This is a genomic window from Bradyrhizobium sp. Leo78 (assembly GCF_059512425.1).
This window is the reverse complement of the sequence record NZ_JCAMOT010000006.1, coordinates 145,329-161,911: the sequence shown is the minus strand read 5'-3', so window position 1 is coordinate 161,911 and position 16,583 is coordinate 145,329. Positions and strand designations below refer to the sequence as shown.

Annotated in this window: 16 protein-coding genes; 13 read left to right on the top strand and 3 right to left on the bottom strand. The window is 64.8% G+C overall.

All coding sequences use genetic code 11. From position 1 onward, the window contains the following. Positions 1-309: 309 nt before the first annotated feature. The 9 genes from AC5ZG1_RS10245 (at position 310) to hemC (ending at position 9,717) form a co-directional block, all read left to right on the top strand. Complete coding sequence (locus AC5ZG1_RS10245) at positions 310-1,182, top strand: FAD binding domain-containing protein (RefSeq protein ID WP_496132760.1); 873 nt, start codon at positions 310-312, stop codon at positions 1,180-1,182. Beyond that, positions 1,172-1,663, top strand: coding sequence for a (2Fe-2S)-binding protein (locus tag AC5ZG1_RS10240; protein WP_456645353.1), 492 nt, complete (start codon positions 1,172-1,174; stop codon positions 1,661-1,663). The genes AC5ZG1_RS10245 and AC5ZG1_RS10240 overlap by 11 nt, the downstream gene beginning before the upstream one ends. Continuing rightward, entirely contained in the window at positions 1,660-4,002 is a 2,343-nt protein-coding gene (locus tag AC5ZG1_RS10235; protein ID WP_496132759.1) for a molybdopterin cofactor-binding domain-containing protein, read from the top strand. Before AC5ZG1_RS10240 ends, AC5ZG1_RS10235 begins: the two co-directional genes overlap by 4 nt. Beyond that, positions 3,999-5,117: a cyanuric acid amidohydrolase gene (atzD, locus tag AC5ZG1_RS10230; protein ID WP_496132758.1), complete on the top strand. Its 1,119-nt coding sequence runs from the start codon at positions 3,999-4,001 to the stop codon at positions 5,115-5,117. Before AC5ZG1_RS10235 ends, atzD begins: the two co-directional genes overlap by 4 nt. Then, on the top strand, positions 5,117-6,448 hold the full coding sequence (locus AC5ZG1_RS10225; protein WP_496132757.1) for an FAD-dependent oxidoreductase: 1,332 nt from the start codon (positions 5,117-5,119) through the stop codon (positions 6,446-6,448). Before atzD ends, AC5ZG1_RS10225 begins: the two co-directional genes overlap by 1 nt. A gap of 55 nt (positions 6,449-6,503) precedes the next feature. Then, positions 6,504-7,022 (top strand): VOC family protein, encoded by a 519-nt coding sequence (locus tag AC5ZG1_RS10220; protein WP_051396853.1) that lies wholly within the window; start codon positions 6,504-6,506, stop codon positions 7,020-7,022. A 72-nt stretch (positions 7,023-7,094) separates the two neighbouring features. Continuing rightward, entirely contained in the window at positions 7,095-7,922 is an 828-nt protein-coding gene (locus AC5ZG1_RS10215) for an aspartate dehydrogenase (RefSeq protein ID WP_130226189.1), read from the top strand. A 65-nt stretch (positions 7,923-7,987) separates the two neighbouring features. After that, complete coding sequence (gene pncA, locus AC5ZG1_RS10210; RefSeq protein ID WP_130226188.1) at positions 7,988-8,608, top strand: bifunctional nicotinamidase/pyrazinamidase; 621 nt, start codon at positions 7,988-7,990, stop codon at positions 8,606-8,608. 113 nt (positions 8,609-8,721) lie between these two features. Next, on the top strand, positions 8,722-9,717 hold the full coding sequence (gene hemC, locus AC5ZG1_RS10205; RefSeq protein WP_496132756.1) for a hydroxymethylbilane synthase: 996 nt from the start codon (positions 8,722-8,724) through the stop codon (positions 9,715-9,717). 342 nt (positions 9,718-10,059) lie between these two features. Here hemC and AC5ZG1_RS10200 read toward each other — a convergent pair whose 3' ends face one another. From AC5ZG1_RS10200 to AC5ZG1_RS10190, 3 genes are read right to left on the bottom strand one after another with little or no spacing between them, the layout of a single operon-like run. Next, the gene (locus AC5ZG1_RS10200; RefSeq protein ID WP_130226186.1) at positions 10,060-10,752 is read right to left on the bottom strand and encodes a DUF1045 domain-containing protein; all 693 of its coding nucleotides are present in this window, start codon (positions 10,750-10,752) and stop codon (positions 10,060-10,062) included. A gap of 20 nt (positions 10,753-10,772) precedes the next feature. Further along, positions 10,773-11,966, bottom strand: a complete 1,194-nt coding sequence (locus tag AC5ZG1_RS10195) for an alpha-D-ribose 1-methylphosphonate 5-triphosphate diphosphatase (RefSeq protein WP_130226185.1) — start codon at positions 11,964-11,966, stop codon at positions 10,773-10,775. Further along, positions 11,963-12,619, bottom strand: a complete 657-nt coding sequence (locus AC5ZG1_RS10190; RefSeq protein WP_130226184.1) for an LbetaH domain-containing protein — start codon at positions 12,617-12,619, stop codon at positions 11,963-11,965. Before AC5ZG1_RS10190 ends, AC5ZG1_RS10195 begins: the two co-directional genes overlap by 4 nt. Before the next feature lie 186 nt (positions 12,620-12,805). On the opposite strand from AC5ZG1_RS10190, the gene phnC reads away from it, so the two are divergent. From phnC to phnE (AC5ZG1_RS10170), 4 genes are all read left to right on the top strand, one after another. Then, positions 12,806-13,621 carry a phosphonate ABC transporter ATP-binding protein gene (gene phnC, locus AC5ZG1_RS10185; protein WP_130226183.1) on the top strand — a complete coding sequence of 272 codons (816 nt, stop codon included), beginning with the start codon at positions 12,806-12,808 and terminating at the stop codon, positions 13,619-13,621. Between the two features lie 162 nt (positions 13,622-13,783). Then, the gene (phnD, locus tag AC5ZG1_RS10180; RefSeq protein WP_456642386.1) at positions 13,784-14,719 is read left to right on the top strand and encodes a phosphonate ABC transporter substrate-binding protein; all 936 of its coding nucleotides are present in this window, start codon (positions 13,784-13,786) and stop codon (positions 14,717-14,719) included. An 84-nt stretch (positions 14,720-14,803) separates the two neighbouring features. After that, the gene (phnE, locus tag AC5ZG1_RS10175; RefSeq protein WP_130226181.1) at positions 14,804-15,688 is read left to right on the top strand and encodes a phosphonate ABC transporter, permease protein PhnE; all 885 of its coding nucleotides are present in this window, start codon (positions 14,804-14,806) and stop codon (positions 15,686-15,688) included. Beyond that, positions 15,685-16,533, top strand: a complete 849-nt coding sequence (gene phnE / locus AC5ZG1_RS10170; RefSeq protein WP_496132755.1) for a phosphonate ABC transporter, permease protein PhnE — start codon at positions 15,685-15,687, stop codon at positions 16,531-16,533. Before phnE (AC5ZG1_RS10175) ends, phnE (AC5ZG1_RS10170) begins: the two co-directional genes overlap by 4 nt. The last annotated feature ends 50 nt before the right edge of the window (positions 16,534-16,583 follow it).

Here is a 16,583-nt window from a genome sequence, read left to right as displayed (position 1 = left end):
GCCCGCGTGAGGGGGCGGCGCGCCACGCCTTCTCTGTCATCGCCCGCGAACGGGCGATCCAGTATTCCAGAGGCGGTTGTGCTCAAACGGAGAGGCCACCGCATACTGGATGCCCCGCCTGAAGCGGGGCATGACCAAAGCCCGCCCAATGTTTATGCATGCGGTGAGAAGAATGAGCAGGGATTAGCTGCATTTCATGCAGTTCTGGCTGTCTTCGGGCTCGCCGACTTTTGACTGGCATTGTTAGACTACAGATAGTTTCATCTCCTGTTTCGAGCCGATGCGGATGCGTTCGTCGAACGAGCCTTTATGAAGCCTGCTCCCTTCAAATACATCGCTGCTTCATCGCTGGATCACGCGCTCTCGCTCAAGGCCGAACATGGCGATGAGGCGAGGTTCCTGGCCGGCGGCCAGAGCCTGGTCCCGGCGATGAACTTCCGTTTGGCGCGACCGGCGGTCGTGATCGATATCAACGGTCTGGATGAGGTGGCCGGCATCGATCACGGCTCGACTATTCGTGTCGGCGCGCTGACGCGCTATTGCGCGCTCGAACGGGATAGCGAGTTCCTCGGCTGCTGTGCGCTGTTCGCCGACGCGCTGCCGCATATTGCGCATCCGCAGATCCGCAACCGCGGCACGATCGGGGGCAATCTCTCGCATGCCGATCCGGCGTCCGAGCTTCCCGCGATTGCGGTGGCGATGGAGGCGCGGATGCGACTGAAATCGGCCCGCGGCGAGCGGGTGCTTGCAGCCTCGGAGTTCTTTCAAGGATCGCTCACCACGGACCTTGCCGCCGACGAGATGCTGGTCGATGTCGAGTTTCCGGCATTGCCGCCGCGCAGCGGCGTGTGCTTCATGGAAGTGGCGCGGCGCCGAGGCGATTTTGCCATCGCCGGCGTGGCCGTCATCGTGACACTGGATATGGAAGGCCGCTGCAGCAAGGTCCGGCTCGCGCTGTGCGGCGTCGGCGAGACGCCGGTCGATGCCAGCGAGGCTGCCGCGCCTCTGGTCGGTCAGGCTTGCGCGGATGAGCCGATCAAGGCGGCCGCTGCCGCCATACAGGCAACGATCGAGCCCGCCGGCAATGTCCACGCCAGCGCCGACTATCAGCGGCATCTCGCCGGCGTGCTGGCGCAGCGCGCGATCCGTACGGCCTACCAGCGGGCGGCCCATGCAGCCTGATCGTCACGAGATCAGCGTCTCCGTCAACGGGACGTCCTATCGGCGCAGCGTCGAGTCGCGGACGCTGCTGAGCGATTTCCTCCGCCACGATCTGTTGCTGGCGGGCACCCATGTCGGCTGCGAGCATGGCGTCTGCGGCGCCTGCACGGTCCTGCTCGATGGGGCGCCGATCCGCTCCTGCCTGATGCTTGCAGTGCAGGCCAATGGGCATCAACTCTCCACGATCGAAGGTCTCGCCTCCGATAGCGGCGAGCTGAGTCCGGTGCAGAGGGCGATGCATGAGCATCACGGCCTGCAATGCGGTTATTGCACGCCGGGCATCCTGATGACGATGACGGCGTTCCTGAAGCAGAACCCGTCGCCGTCGGAAGAAGAGGTGCGCGAGGCGCTGTCCGGCAATCTCTGTCGCTGCACCGGTTATCAGCACATCGTTGACGCCGTTATGGCCGCGGCCCAGGCGATGCGGGCGGCCGCGCCATGACCACACGGTTTTTCGGCGCCCCCGTGAAGCGCAATGAGGATCGCAAGCTCCTCACCGGGCAGGCGCTGTTCATCGACGATGTCGAGCTGCCCGGCATGCTGCACGCGGCATTCCTGCGCAGCCCTGCCGCGCACGCGCGCATCAGGCGCATCGATGTTTCCCGCGCGCGGCAGCGCCCGGGCGTCGTGGCGGTCTACACCGCCGATGATTACGGGGCCTATTGGCAGCCCGGTCCGCTCCTGGTGCCGCCGCCGCCGATCCCGGGAAGCATCTTCAACCTGCGCACACAAGTGCCGCTCGCGAAGGACAAGGTCCGGCATGTCGGCGAGCCCTTGGCCGTCGTCGTGGCCGAAAGCCGCTATATCGCCGAGGATGCGCTCGACGATATCGAGGTCGATCTCGAGCCGCTGCCGGCGGTGATTGACCTTGAAGCTGCGCTGCGTCCCGGTTCCGCCCTGGTGCATGACGACCTCGGCTCGAATGTCTCCGCGCATGTGCACCAGAGCAAGGGCGACTATCGCGCCGCGGCTGCGAAAGCTCATCTGGTGATCAAGCGCCGCTTCGCCTACGAGCACGGCATTGCCTCGACCATCGAGACGCGCGGCGTCGTCGCGCATTGGGAGGCGCGCAGCCAGCATATGACGATCTGGGACACGACCCAGGCGCCGGTGTTCGTCCGCAACGGCCTCGCCGCCGTGCTCGGCCTCGGCGAGCGGCAGGTGCGGGTGATCGCACCCTTCGTCGGCGGCGGCTTCGGGCCGAAGATCATGATGTTCTATCCGGAAGAGGTCGCGCTGCCCTGGATCTCGATGCGGCTCAACCGCCCGGTGAAATGGATCGAGGATCGGCTCGAGCATTTCTTTGCCACCACGCATGAGCGCGGCCAGATCCATGATGCCGAGATCGCGGTCGCGCGCGACGGCCGCATCCTCGGCGTTCAGGACGTCTTCCTGCACGACGGCGGCGCTTATGATCCCTACGGGTTGACGGTGCCGATCAACAGCCAGTGCACCTTGCTCGGGCCGTACGTAGTGCCGTCCTACGATTCGACCTTCACCGCCGTCTTCACCAATCTGCCGATCGTGACGCCCTATCGCGGCGCGGGACGGCAGCATGGCGTGTTCGTGATGGAGCGGCTGCTCGATCTTGCCGCGCACGAGCTGAACATCGATCCCGCCGAGATCCGACGGCGCAATCTCATTCCGGCCGACGCGTTCCCTTACAAGAACGGGATCATCTACCAGGACTTTTCCCAGCTCGAATATGACAGCGGCAACTACGAGCCGGTGCTCGACCAGACGCTGCAGGCGATCGGCTATGCCGAGTTCAAGCAGGAGCAAGAGAAGCTGCGCGCGCAAGGCCGTCACGTCGGTATCGGCGTCGCCTGCTACGTCGAGGGCACCGGCATCGGGCCCTATGAGGGCGCGAAAGTGCAGGTGCAGGCCAATGGCAAGGTCAGCGTCGCGACCGGCATCGGCACGCAGGGGCAGGGGCATTTCACCAGTTTTGCCCAGATCGCCGCCGACCAGCTCGGCGTCGACGTCACCGATGTCGAAATCGTCACCGGCGACACCGACCAGTTCTATTGGGGCGCCGGCACCTTTGCCAGCCGCGGCGCCGTTGTGGCCGGCAATGCCGTCAACGAAGCCTCGCGCGCGGTGCGGCAGAAGGCGCTGAAGCTCGCCAGCGACGCCTTCGAATGCGCCGAGGAGGATCTGGTGCTTGCCGATGGCAAGATCTCGATCGTCGGCATTCCCGAAAAATTCTTGAGCCTCGGCGAACTTGCGCGGCGCGCCAACCCGATGCGTGGCGCGGTGAAGCCCGGCACCGAGCCGGGATTGGAATCGACGCAATATTTCGGGCCGCCGAGCGGCGCGACCGCCAATGGCGTGCATGCCATGATCGTCGAGGTGGATCCGGAGACGTTCGACCTCAAGATCCTGAAATACGTTGTGGTCCATGACTGCGGCACGGTGATCAACCCTCTGATCCTGGAAGGGCAGATCCATGGCGGCGTCGCGCAGGGCATCGGCAACGCCTTCTACGAAAAGCTGGTGTTCGACGACCAGGGCCAGTTACTCAACGCCTCGCTCGCCGACTATCTGTTGCCGACCGCGCTCGACGTGCCGCGCATGGAACTCGGCCACACCGTAACGCCGTCGCCGCTTAATCCTATGGGCATCAAAGGTGCCGGCGAAGCCGGCGCGATTCCCGTCGGCCCGCTGTTTGCGCAGGCGATCGAGGATGCGCTGCAGCTCAAGGAGAAGAACATCGAGCTGCTGGAGATTCCCTTGAGCCCGAGCCGGATTTTTGAGCTGATCAAGGCGAGCGAGCCATGAGGACGGCGCGGGTTTTCCGGCTCTCGATGGCGCATCCCGGCGACCTGTCCGAGCTGGATCGCTTGATCGCAGGCGGCACCGTCCGCGCGGCCGACGTCGTCGCCATCATCGGCAAGACCGAGGGCAATGGCGGCGTCAACGATTTCACCCGTGGCTACTTCACCCAGACCTTGATGGCGCTGCTGTCGAAATATCTGAACAGGCCCGACGAGCAGTTGATCCGTGAAATCCCCTGCGTGCTCTCGGGCGGCACCGAAGGCGTGATGAGCCCGCATTATAGCGTCTTCTGCATCAGCGAGGCCGAACCGGCGCCAGAGGCCGGACCGTCGCTCGCGATCGGCACCGCGTTCAGCGATCCGGTCCCGGCAGATGATGTCGGCCGCCGCGCCCATGTCGACAGCGTCGCCGATGCCGTGCGCGCCGCGATTGAAAATGCCGGGATCGAGCGATTGCAGGATGTCCACTTCGTGCAGGTGAAGTGCCCCTGCGTCACGGTCGCCCGCGCCGCGGCCGCGATCGCAGCCGGCAAGACCCCGCTCACCAGCGATCCCAACAGGTCGATGGCTTTTGCCCGTGCCGCCGGCGCATTCGGCGTCGCCGTCGCGCTCGACGAACTGGCGCCATCCGCCTTCACCGACGCGTCGCTGCTCAGCGACTTCTCGATCCAGTCGCCGCGCGCCAGCATTTCCTCCGGCGTCGAGGTCGAAAGCAATGAGGTCGTGGTGCTCGGCAACAGCCCGCTCTGGAGGGGTCCGCTGCAGATATCGCACCGTCCGATGGCGGACGCGCTCGACATCGGCGCTATCGTCGACGTGCTCGCCGATCTCGGCATTGCCGCCAATCCGCAAGTCTCCGCCGCGGACGCGGCACGGATCGCGACTGTGCTCGTCAAATGCGAGCCCGACCGGGGCGGAAGGATTCGCGGCAATAGGCACACCATGCTCGACGACACCGATATCAACGCCCAGCGCCACATCCGCGGCGCGGTCGCCGGCCTCGTTGCCGGCGTGATCGGCGATGGCCGGATCTTCGTCTCCGGCGGCGCCGAGCATCAGGGCCCTGATGGCGGCGGCCTGATTGCCGTCATTGCTTCGCAAGAGGAAGGTTTGGCCTGATGCGCATTGTCATCATCGGCGCAGGCGTCGCGGGATGCGTGATGGCGCGCAGGCTCGCGCTGTTGGACGGCGCGGAGGTGACCTGCCTCGAGCGGGTCGCGCGCGACGATCATTCCGAGGCGGGCACCGGGCTCAATGTCGGGCCGAACGCCGTCAAGGCGATGAAGCTGACCGATCCGGAGCTGGCTGAGCGCATCACCGCGGCGGGCTTTCTCTGGAAAAATTGGCGGATTTCGCTCACCGACGGCACTGTGCTGTTCGACCTGCCGCTGCGGGAGGTGGCGGACGGACCGGGCTGGCGCATCCGCTGGTCGGAGCTTTATCGCGTGCTGCGCGAGGCCGCAGGGGACACGGTTTCCTATGGCTGCGAGATCGTCGAGGTCGGCCATGACAGCGTCGATCCGCGCAAGACTCTTGTCAGTTGGACGCAGGACGGCAAGGCGCATCGGCTCGACAACATCGATCTCCTGATTGCCGGCGATGGCCGCTACTCGGAGGTACGCCGCGTGATCTCCGGCGAGCCGCGTATCACGCCAACGGGAGTGGCTATCTTCCGCGTGCTGGTGCCGGATACGTCGCACGGCCTGATCGACGATTACGAACAATGGTTCAACGGGCCCAACCGTCTGTTGTCGTTCCGCGTGCCGCCGGACCACATCTATGTCGCCGGCACTTTCCCGATCGCCACAGAGGCGCAGATTTCCGAGAGCCAGAAGACGCCGGAGATTCTGCGCGCCGCCTACACGCCACGCGCCGCGCCGCCGAGCAACCAGGCGCGCTGGCTGATCGACACCGTCTGCAACAATGTCGCCGACACCCATTGGGCGCGGATGCAGGAGCATGAGGTGCTCTACCGCGCCGCCGATTGCAACGTGCTCTATCTCGGCGATTCCGCCCACGGCATGGTGCCGACATTGGGGCAGGGCGCGACCCAGGCGCTGGAGGACGCCGCCAATGCCGCCGCGCTGATCACGCAGCGCTACAGGGCCGGAAGCCGCGATGTCGCAAGCTGGCTCACCGAGTTCGAGGTCCTGCGCAAGGACCGCATGCGTTTCGTGATGGAGTTCTCGCTTGCCGCCACCGACACGATGCTGGCAGGCGCCGATCCCGTCGCTGGAACCCTGCACAAGAACGAAGCACCGTTCCTGAACAAGTTGAAGTCGCTCTATTGCGACGTCGGACTTCTCCCTCTCCCCGCAAGCGGGGCGAGGGTCGGGGTGAGGGGCGCTCTCCGCGAATACGGCGAGAGACGGACTCGCGGAGGCTCCCCCTCACCCGAAATTCAAGCGGAGCTTGAATTTCGACCTCTCCCCGCAAGCGGGGCGAGGTGAAGAAACGTCATCACGCCGTGGAATGATCGGCCAAGGATTTGAGGAGATCTACATCATGACCGCAACCGAACCGACGTTGCCGATCGCAACGGTGCACGGCCTCTATCACATCGCCATCAAGACCGAGAATTTGGCGGCAACGCGGAAGTTCTACACCGAGATCATCGGGCTTCGCGAATTCCCGCGGCCTGACTTCGGCTATCCCGGCGCCTGGCTCGGCTGCCCGCAGCCCGGCGGGCTCGCGATCATGCACATCTATGCCGGCGGTCCCGCGCTCGGTCCCGAAGGCAAGGCGCCGGCGGGAACGGCGGCGATCGACCATGTCTCGCTGTCCTGCTCCGGCTATCGCTCATTCGTCTCGCGCTTCAAGGCGGCAGGGCTCGACTGGCGCGAATTCATCGTGCCCGGCACCACGCTCTGGCAGTTGTTCGTCTATGACCCCAGCGGCGTGCAGCTCGAACTGACCTTCGAGTGCGGCGGGGAGGGCGAGGAAAAGCCTGATATGTCGCCGGGCCGCAAATATGTTGCCGGCGCAAGCTTCTTCGACAAGGCGACCTATCCGAAGCTCGCCTGATCTTTCGAATCGGCGATTGACACCTGCCAGCTTGTGCGGGACAGGACAGACATCTGTCCTTGGAGCAGTCGAATGGTGGATTCGAACAGCACGCGACCCGCAGCGCGCGTAGCCGTTGCAGGCCTCGGTGCGATCGGCGCGAGCGTGGTGAGGGAACTGGATCGGGGCATCGACGGATTGGTGCTCAGCGCGGTCTCGGCGCAGAACGTCGCCAAGCATCAGGCTTGGCTCGGCGAATTGAAGGCGCCGCCGAAAATCCTGCCGATCGAGGAACTCGCCAGCGCCGCCGATATCGTGATCGAATGCGCGCCGAGCAAGCTGGTGCGGTCGATCGTGGCGCCAGTGGTCGAGCGCGGCAAGACTGCGGTCGTGCTCAGCGTCGGCGCGCTGCTCCAGAACGAGGACCTGATCGCGCTGGCGCGGAAGAACAGCGGCCAGATCGTGGTGCCGACCGGCGCCTTGATCGGGCTCGACGCCGTGACTGCCGCTGCGGAGGGCACCATCCATTCGGTCCGGCTGGTGACGCGGAAGCCGCCGCTGGGGCTCGCCGGCGCGCCTTATCTGGTCGAGAACGACATCAGCGTTGAAGGGCTCGCCGAGCCGCTGCAGATATTCGAAGGAACCGCGCGCGAGGCGGCAAAGGGCTTTCCGGCCAACCTGAACGTCGCGGTGGCGCTCTCGCTCGCCGGCATCGGCCCCGACCGCACCCGGGTGGAAATCTGGGCCGACCCGACGGTGACGCGCAACACCCACCGCATCGAGGTGGATTCCGATTCGGCGCGGTTCTCGATGACGATCGAGAACATCCCCTCGGAAAACCCGCGGACCGGCCGCATCACCGCGCTATCCGTGATCGCCTGCCTGCGCAAGCAGCGTGCCTCGCTGCGCATCGGGACATGAGCTTGTCTGCTGCGGGGTTGCGTGTTTTGGGCTAAGCTGTCCGAACAGATACAGCCGAGCCGCCCATGCGAATTCACCCCGACGACCTGCTTCTCATCATCGACGTGCAGAATGATTTCTGCCCCGGTGGCGCGCTGGCTGTTGCCGATGGCGATGCGGTGGTCCCCGTCGTCAACCGGCTCTCCGAGCGGTTCGATCATGTGGTGCTGACGCAGGATTGGCATCCGCGCGGCCACAGCTCCTTTGCGACCTCGCACCAGAGCTCCGCGCCGTTCGAAACCATCACCATGCCCTATGGTCCGCAGACGCTATGGCCGGACCATTGCGTGCAGGGGACGACGGGCGCCGCGTTCCATCCGCAGCTTTCGACCGACAGAGCGGAGCTTGTGATTCGAAAAGGCTTTCGCTCCGCGATCGATTCCTATTCCGCGTTCCACGAGAACGACCGCACCACGCCGACCGGCCTCGCCGGCTATTTGCGCGAGCGCGGACTGAAGCGGATCTTCATGGCCGGACTTGCCACCGACTATTGCGTCCATTATTCCGCGCTGGATGCACGCCGCCTCGGCTTCGAGACCGTGGTCGTGGAATCCGGCTGCCGGGCAATCGATCTTTCCGGCTCGCTTGCGGCCGCGCATGCGGCAATGGCGGCGGCTGGCGTTCAGATCGTGAGCGACCTGGATTGACGCGCCTCCCTCCACCTGCCCATTCCCTCCTGGAATCTACCGCGAAAACCGTTGTTTTGATTGGGCTTTTGCTCTAATCCCTCGGCTTTATCGACGGCTCGAACGGAGACATTGTGGCGGGACAGACCTTACGCATCGGCACGCGCAAGACGGCCATGGCGATGGCGCAGACCGAGGAGGTTGCGCGCCTGTTACGTGCGTCGGCTTCCGACCTGACCGTCGAGATCGTCAGGTTCGAGACCCGCGGCGATCAGGACCAGACCAGCAAGTTGCTGCGTCATGGCGGCAAGGGCGGCGCCTTCGTCGCCGAGATCCGCGAGGCGATGCGTGCGGGCGAGTTGCAGGCCGCGATGCATTCGCTGAAGGATGTGCCAGGCAATGAGGAGACGCCGGGCCTCGTGATCGGCGCGACCCTGCCGCGCGACGCCGCCACCGACAGCCTGGTGCTGCGTCCCGGCCTTTCGCTGGAAAGCTTTCGCGCCAGCCGCGGCAAGGGTTTCAAGATCGGCACCAACGCGGTGCGCCGCGCGGCCTATTTGCGCAGGCTGTTTCCTGAAGCAAGCGTGATCCATTTCCGCGGCGCCGCTGACACCCGGATTGCCAAGCTCGACCGTGGCGACAAGCAGCGCCTGCCTGATGGCGGCGAGGTCGGCCCGGCCGATGCGCTGGTGATGGCGCGCTCTGGGCTCGAGCGCATCGGGCGTGCATCGCGCATCGCCTATGACTTCCCGGTCGACGAGATGCTGCCCGCGGTCGGGCAGGGCATCGTCGCCGTCGAATGCGCGGCAAACGATTTCGCGACCCGCGCCCGTCTTGCCAAGATCGAAGACGCGCAATCGCGCCTTGCGGCCGAAGCCGAGCGCGAGGTGCTGTGGATCCTGAACGGTCACTGCAATTCGCCGATCGCCGGCCATGCCACGCTTGCCGGCAGCGAGATGATTCTGCGCGCCTCGGTGCTGGATGAAACCGGCGACCGCTTCATCGAGGCCTCGCGCACCGGCCTCGCCGACCGCCCCCGCGAACTCGGCCGCGCCGTCGGATTGGACCTGCTCGACAAGGGCGCCGCCGAAATCATCGCCCGCACAAGGCCGGAAGAAACGGACGAGTAAGCGAAGAACGGTAGGGTGGGCAAAGCGCAGCGTGCCCACCCTTCGCTTGGGACGCTCTCTCCACGTCGTCCCGGCGAACGCCGGGACCCATAACCACCGATGTGGGTTGTGGTGCGAGGTCCGGGCGGCAAACTCCACCTCTCCCCTTGTGAGAGAGGTCGGAATTCAAGCGTAGCTTGAATTCCGGGTGAGGGGTTCAGGTCCATCCGACAGCGCAAGTCCCTCGAGAGACCGGCACCCCTCACCCGGATCGCATTCCGCTTCGCTGCATGCGCTCCGGCCTCTCCCACAAGGGGAGAGGCCGGCCCGAGCAAGCGGAGGCACAATACGGGCGACGACGAGTTAGAGTGCTCGCAGCGGCCAATGCGCGATGATGCGGAAGCGCGATGCTGCATCATCCTGGCGGAACAATGCGAGCCGGTCGATCGCGAGCGTTGCGAGCCGCACAGAGGCAAAGCGTTCCCGCAGCATCGGCACCGCGATCTCACGCCGCTCGGCTTCCAATCGCCCGGTCAGCGTCATGTGGAAGCGGAATTCTTCCATCACGTAAGGATAGCCCCAGCGGTCGAGATACTCGACCTGTCGCGGCGTCAAGCGCTCGGGATTTCGCCGTGCGCGATCGGTCGGCGTCAGCGGCGCGCGGAATGAATCGAAGTCGCGCGTCACGTCGGCCGCAAGCTGCTGCAACTCCGTCGACGGCTTTCCCGGGATCATCGCGATGAAGCCGCTAATCGAATCGATGATGGGTTCGATAACGGGAATTGGCCGCGGCGTATCGGCGAAAGCCTCGCATGCCCCAAGCAGATCGGCTTCGCTCTTGCCCTCCGCCAGCGCCATCGGCGCCTTCAGCGTGGCGTGAAAGCCGTATTTGCGCGGGTCCTGCGTGATCTCGCGCCAGTCCGGCGGCACGCCATCGGGAAAGGACAGGTCGCTGCCACCATAGACATCGTAGCCGAGCATCTTGGCGCCGAAGCGATCGAGCGCACTGCCTGGTGCCGGCGCGTAGTAGAGAGCGTAACGCGGATAGTTGGCCATCGTCGTAAGACCTGGGAGCGTCAGGCGGCAGCAACCGCCATGCGCGGCGCTGTGGAATAGGTGAGCCGGCTGGCGTCTGCCAGATGCACGAGACGTCCCGCCGATATCACCGCGACAATGCGCGGCCGCAGCGGCACCTTGTCATCGACGATGATCATGTCGGCGCGGCGACCTTCGGCGAGCACGCCACGGTCGTCGAGTCCGGCAGCACGTGCCGGTGCTCCCGAGATCAGGTCCCACGCCTTTTCCAGCGGCAGAATGCCGTCAGCGGCAAGCCGGAAGGCTGCGAGCAATTGTGCCGGATAGTAATAGTCCGAGGCCAGCACCGAGCAGAGGCCCTTCGCGATCATGTCGGACGCCTTGGTCCAGCCGGTATGACTGCCGCCGCGCACGACATTCGGCGCGCCGTACACGATATGATCGCCGGCTGCCGCCGCCTCGCGCGCGGTCTCTTCGTTGACAGGGAATTCGGCGATGCCGACGCCCTGGTCGCGAAAACACTTGCGCATCTCGGGGCTGTTGTCGTCATGCGAGAGCATGCGGACATCGGCCGAGCGCGCCGCACTGGCGAGACGTGCGATCGAGGCAGGTACATCGTTCGCGCGCGACACCACGTGCGTGACCAGCTTGTCGAAGTCTTCAGGCGAAAGGCCGGTGCGCTCCACCATCCGGTTGCGCTTGCGCGGCCTTGCCAGGTCCCCGATCGTCCCGTCCATGTGGTCGTTGAACGCGAACAAGTCGACGCGGCCCTCCGCGAGCCAGTCAATGATCTCCGGTTCGGCGTCGAGATTGTAGGTCTCGTGGCGCAGATGGAAGCGCGTGTCGGCGGCAAGCTGCGGGCGCATCTGCTCGATTGCCTCCAGCAGTCTCCGCGCATTCTCGGCGCTGCGCAGGCCCGGCTCCCACGACCATGTGGTGGCGTGGAACACCGTCGTGATTCCGTTTGAGATCGCCTGCCGGTCACTGTCGGCGAGCGCCACGTCGATCGGGAAATCGACTCCAGCGCGCGGCATCATCTGCCGCTCGAAGGCGTCGCCATGCAGGTCAACGATGCCGGGCAGCACCAGGAGATCCCGTGCATCAATGCCGAGCGCGCTGCGGCCGTCTCCCTCTTCGCCGAGGGCTGCGATGTCGCGGCCCGCGGTCCGCAGCCGTGTTTCGACGAGTTCGCCTTCAACGAGCGCCTTGCCACCTTCGATAACAATGTCAGTCACGTGATGGCACTCCGGCGGGTTGTTGGCGCGTTCAGCGCTTCATACTTGGCGAGGAAGTCTTCGACAACCAGCTTGCGAAAATCCGGCAGCGCCTGGCGCAACATTTCGTGATCCCAGTCCCACCAGGCGAGCGCCGCAAGGCGGCTGATGATGCCATCGGAAAACCGCTTGCGGAGCGGCCGCGCCGGATTGCCGGCGACGATGGCGTAGGCGGGAACATCCTTGGTCACGATCGCGCCAGCCGCGACCACCGCGCCGGTTCCAATCGAGCGTCCGGGCAGGATGATCGCGCCATGTCCAATCCAGACGTCATGGCCGATATGCACGCGGTGCTCTCGGCGCCATGCGAAGAATTCGGCCTCGTCATGTTCGCCTGGGAAGTATGCGCTGGCGCGATAGGTGAAATGCGCCTGCGACGGACGATGCATCGGATGATTGCCCGGATTGATCCGGGTCATTGCCGCGATCGAGCAGAATTTGCCGATCGTGGTGTAAGTGAGCTGCGCGTCGTTCACGACATATGAATAGTCACCCATCGTGACGTCGAGCAGGATGCTGCGCGCTCCGACCTCGGTATAGGCCCCAAGCTGGCTATCGCGCACCGCGGCGGTGGGATCGACCGTTGGTACAACGGAAAGCATCTTGCCGGCCATCTTCTTCTTCGCCTCGTCGAATTGTTGTGGGGGAGCGCACGTCTTCGATGCGCTTCATAACAGTAGCGTGACAGATGCGTGACATCGCCGGCGGTGTGGAGGATCGCCGCACTGCAGCGCGTTTGTCACACAACTGTAATTCAGCGGCGTTAGCCGTTACGCGACGTGACGGGTTCGGAGCACTGCATGCTGGTGGTTGAAGGTTTGACGTGCCGTTTCGGCACAAAAGCCGCGGTCGACAATGCTTCGTTCTCGGTCCAGCCCGGTAGTTTCGTCGGCGTGATCGGTCGCTCGGGCGCCGGCAAGTCGACCTTGTTGCGGATGGTCAACCGTCTCGCCGATCCGACCGAAGGCCGCATCCTGTTCGAAGGTGTCGATGTCACCGCGCTGCGCGGCAAGGCGCTGCGGCAGTGGCGCGCGCGTTCGGCGATGATCTTTCAGCAGTTCAATCTGGTCGGCCGGCTCGATGTGCTGACCAATGTGCTGATGGGCCGCCTTGCCGAAATGCCGGCCTGGCGCTCGTTGACCCAGCTTTGGCCCGAGCAGGACAGGGCGCTGGCGATGTCGGCGCTCGAGCAGTTCGACATCGCGCAGTTCGCCGCCCAGCGCGCCGACCAGCTCTCCGGCGGCCAGCAGCAGCGCGTGGCCATCGCTCGCGCGCTGGTGCAGGAGCCCGATATCATCCTCGCCGACGAGCCGATCGCCTCGCTCGATCCGCGCAATACCAAGATCGTGATGGATGCGCTGCTGCGCATCAACAAGCATTTCGGCATCACGGTGCTCTGCAACCTGCATTCGCTCGATCTGGCGCGCAGCTATTGCGACCGCCTGATCGGCATGGCGGCGGGCCGCGTGGTGTTCGATGGCCAGCCGTCGACGCTGACCGATCACATCGCCCGCGAGCTCTACGATCTCGAGGCCAATGATGTCATCGGCGGGGCGCCAATGCCCGCGCCCGGTGCCGCAACAGCTCCGGCGCTCGGCACCGCAGCCGCGGCCTGAACGCCGTAACCTTATGCAGGGAAAGCCGCTGCAGGTGCAGTCGGCCTTTAGAGCATGGTCCGGAAAAGTGGAAACCGGTCGTGTTCAAACAAGAGATGAGATCACGATCCCGTTGCGTCTCGGATCGTGATCCAGGCGCTACCATAACAGCAGGGGTAAACCATGATCACTCGTCGCATCGTTCTCGCCGGCGCTGCCGCGCTCGCGCTCACCGCGTCCGCGTCGGCGCAGGACTGGAAGGCCAAATATCCGGAGCTGACCTTCGCGGTCGTGCCGGCTGAAAACGCGTCCGGTGTCACCGAGCGCTGGACGCCGTTCGTCAACTATCTCTCCAAGGAACTCGGCGTGAAGGTCACGCTGCGCATCGCCAACGACTATGCTGCGGTGATCGAAGGCCAGCGCTCCGGCAATATCCAGATCGCCAGCTACGGTTCGGCCTCCTTCGCCCGCGCGCGGCTGACCGGCGTCAAGACCGACGCCTTCGCCAACGACATCAACGCCGACGGCTCCACCGGCTACTACTCGATGTTCTTCGTCAAGGCGAGCAGCCCCTACAAGACCATCGAGGACGTGAAGGGCAAGAACCTCGGCCTCGTCGATCCGAACTCGACCTCCGGCAACAACGTGCCGCGCTTCGAGCTCAACAAGAAGGGCATTCCGGACGCCGAAGCCTATTTCAGCAAGGTTGTCTTCACCGGCAGCCACGAGAACGCGATGCTCGCGCTGGCGCAGGGCACGGTTGATGTTGCCGCCAACCAGTGGACCAGCGACGATGACTCCACGCTCGCCCAGATGCTGCACAAGGGCATGCTGAAGAACGCCGACGGCTCGCCGATGAAGAAGGATGATTTCCGCATCGTCCATAAGTCGGCCGAGATCATCAACGGACCCTATGCCTACAACTCCGACCTTCCCGACGATCTCAAGGCCGCGATCGCCAAGGCCTTCTTCGACGTGCCGACGAAGGACAAGGCGGCGTTCGACAAGCTCTCCGACGGCCAGAAGAAGGGCTTCCATCCCGCGACCACCAAGGATTGGGACGGCACGATCGAGCTGATCAAGTTCGTCGACGCCCTGCGCAAGAAGAAGGCCTCCTGATCGATCGACGCGAATACGCAGGCCGGATCGATCGCGACCCGGCCTGTTCCGTTGAGGACAAGCAGCAGATCCCAAGCAGAGCAGATGGCCACCGCCGTATCCATCCTTCCCGCCCAGCAGCTCGCCGCGCTGAACGATGCCTATCGCAAGGCAGTCGCGCGCAAGCGGTTGAAGATGGCCTTGGCGGCGGCGGTGTTCATCGCGGCGCTGACCGTTGCCGGCATCGGCGCCGAGGTGAACCTGCGCACGCTCTTCACCTATTTCGGCAACTTCGTCTCCTATTTCGACCGCATCCTCACGCTCGATAACGGCCAGCGGGTCTGGACCGATTTCGGCGAATGGTTCTGGGGCTGGAAGAATTGGCTGAAGCTGCTCGCCGAGACCATCTTGATCAGCTATGTCGGCACGCTGACCGGCGCCGTCTTTGCCTTTGCGCTGAACTTTTTCGCCGCACAGAACACCTCGCCCGGGCCCTGGCTGCGCTTTGTTGTCCGCCGCCTGCTCGAATTTGCGCGTACCGTGCCCGCCATCGTGTTCGCGCTGGTGTTCGTGATCGCGTTCGGGCTCGGGCCGATGGCGGGCGTGCTGGCGATCGCCGTGCACTCCACCGGCGCGCTCGGCAAATTGTTCTCCGAGATCGTCGAGAATGCCGACATGAAGCCGGTGGAGGGCATCCGCTCGACCGGCGCGAGCTGGCTGTCCTGCATGCGGTTCGCCGTGCTGCCGCAGGTCTCGGCGGGCTATGCCAGCTATGCGCTGCTGCGCTTCGAGATCAATGTGCGCGAAGCGTCCGTGATGGGCTTTGTCGGCGCCGGCGGCATCGGGCAGGAGCTCGTGGTCGCGATTCGCAAATTCTATTATTCCGACGTCAGCGCCATCCTGGTCACCATCGTCCTGACCGTGTTCGTGATCGACATCACCACCGGCTGGCTGCGCGCAAAACTGTTCGGCAAGGAGGGGCGGGCATGAGCCAGTTGCCGAAGCCGGATTCGCAGGCGCTGCGGACGAAATACCCTGACGTTTTCGACCGCCCGGTCTCGGCGCGCCTCGCCACGCCCTTGATGCTGCTGGCGGCATCAGCGGTCTTCGCCTTCGGCCTGTTCGATCTCGACTTCTCGCCGACCAAGCTGGTGAGCGGGCTGCGTGAGCTCGGCTGGATCACGCTGATGATGATCCCGCCCGATCCCGGCTCGTCGCTGCCGACCTATCTCTCCGCGCTCGGCGAGACGCTGTCGATTGCGCTGCTCGGCACGACGCTGGCCGCGTTCATGGCGCTGCCGGTCAGCCTGCTCGCCGCGCGCAACATCGTGCCCTCCGCCATCTTCCGTTTCCCGGTGCGACGTTTCCTGGATACGATCCGCGGCGTCGACACGCTGATCTGGGCCTTGGTGTGGATCAATGTCGTCGGTCTCGGCCCGTTCGCCGGCGTGCTCGCCATCGCGGTGTCGGATTTCGGCGCCTTCGGCAAATTGTTCTCCGAGGCCATTGAAGGCGCCGACAAGAAGCAGGTCGAGGGTATCAGAGCTTCCGGCGGCGGCGTGCTGCACGAGATCCGCTTCGGCCTGATCCCGCAGGTCCTGCCCGTGATCGCGGGTCAGGTGCTCTATTTCATCGAATCGAACACGCGTTCGGCCACCATCATCGGCATCGTCGGTGCCGGCGGCATCGGGCTGCAGCTCGCCGAACAAATCCGCGTGCTGGAATGGCAGAAGGTGTCGTTCCTGATACTGATGATCCTGATCGCGGTCGCCGTGATCGACTGGATCTCGACCAAACTCCGCTTCGCCATCATCGGCCAGCGCGCGCTGGCGTAGGAGTCACCTCGCCCCGCTCTTGCGGGGAGAGGTCGGCGCGAAGCGCCGGG

What these genes read in the sequence shown, in the direction of transcription:
- AC5ZG1_RS10245 (WP_496132760.1), top strand. Translation starts at nt 310, where the DNA reads ATGAAGCCTGCTCCCTTCAAATACATCGCTGCTTCATCGCTGGATCAC.
- AC5ZG1_RS10240 (WP_456645353.1), top strand. Translation starts at nt 1,172, where the DNA reads ATGCAGCCTGATCGTCACGAGATCAGCGTCTCCGTCAACGGGACGTCC.
- AC5ZG1_RS10235 (WP_496132759.1), top strand. Translation starts at nt 1,660, where the DNA reads ATGACCACACGGTTTTTCGGCGCCCCCGTGAAGCGCAATGAGGATCGC.
- atzD (WP_496132758.1), top strand. Translation starts at nt 3,999, where the DNA reads ATGAGGACGGCGCGGGTTTTCCGGCTCTCGATGGCGCATCCCGGCGAC.
- AC5ZG1_RS10225 (WP_496132757.1), top strand. Translation starts at nt 5,117, where the DNA reads ATGCGCATTGTCATCATCGGCGCAGGCGTCGCGGGATGCGTGATGGCG.
- AC5ZG1_RS10220 (WP_051396853.1), top strand. Translation starts at nt 6,504, where the DNA reads ATGACCGCAACCGAACCGACGTTGCCGATCGCAACGGTGCACGGCCTC.
- AC5ZG1_RS10215 (WP_130226189.1), top strand. Translation starts at nt 7,095, where the DNA reads ATGGTGGATTCGAACAGCACGCGACCCGCAGCGCGCGTAGCCGTTGCA.
- pncA (WP_130226188.1), top strand. Translation starts at nt 7,988, where the DNA reads ATGCGAATTCACCCCGACGACCTGCTTCTCATCATCGACGTGCAGAAT.
- AC5ZG1_RS10200 (WP_130226186.1), bottom strand. Translation starts at nt 10,752, where the DNA reads ATGGCCAACTATCCGCGTTACGCTCTCTACTACGCGCCGGCACCAGGC.
- AC5ZG1_RS10190 (WP_130226184.1), bottom strand. Translation starts at nt 12,619, where the DNA reads ATGGCCGGCAAGATGCTTTCCGTTGTACCAACGGTCGATCCCACCGCC.
- phnC (WP_130226183.1), top strand. Translation starts at nt 12,806, where the DNA reads ATGCTGGTGGTTGAAGGTTTGACGTGCCGTTTCGGCACAAAAGCCGCG.
- phnD (WP_456642386.1), top strand. Translation starts at nt 13,784, where the DNA reads ATGATCACTCGTCGCATCGTTCTCGCCGGCGCTGCCGCGCTCGCGCTC.
- phnE (WP_130226181.1), top strand. Translation starts at nt 14,804, where the DNA reads ATGGCCACCGCCGTATCCATCCTTCCCGCCCAGCAGCTCGCCGCGCTG.
- phnE (WP_496132755.1), top strand. Translation starts at nt 15,685, where the DNA reads ATGAGCCAGTTGCCGAAGCCGGATTCGCAGGCGCTGCGGACGAAATAC.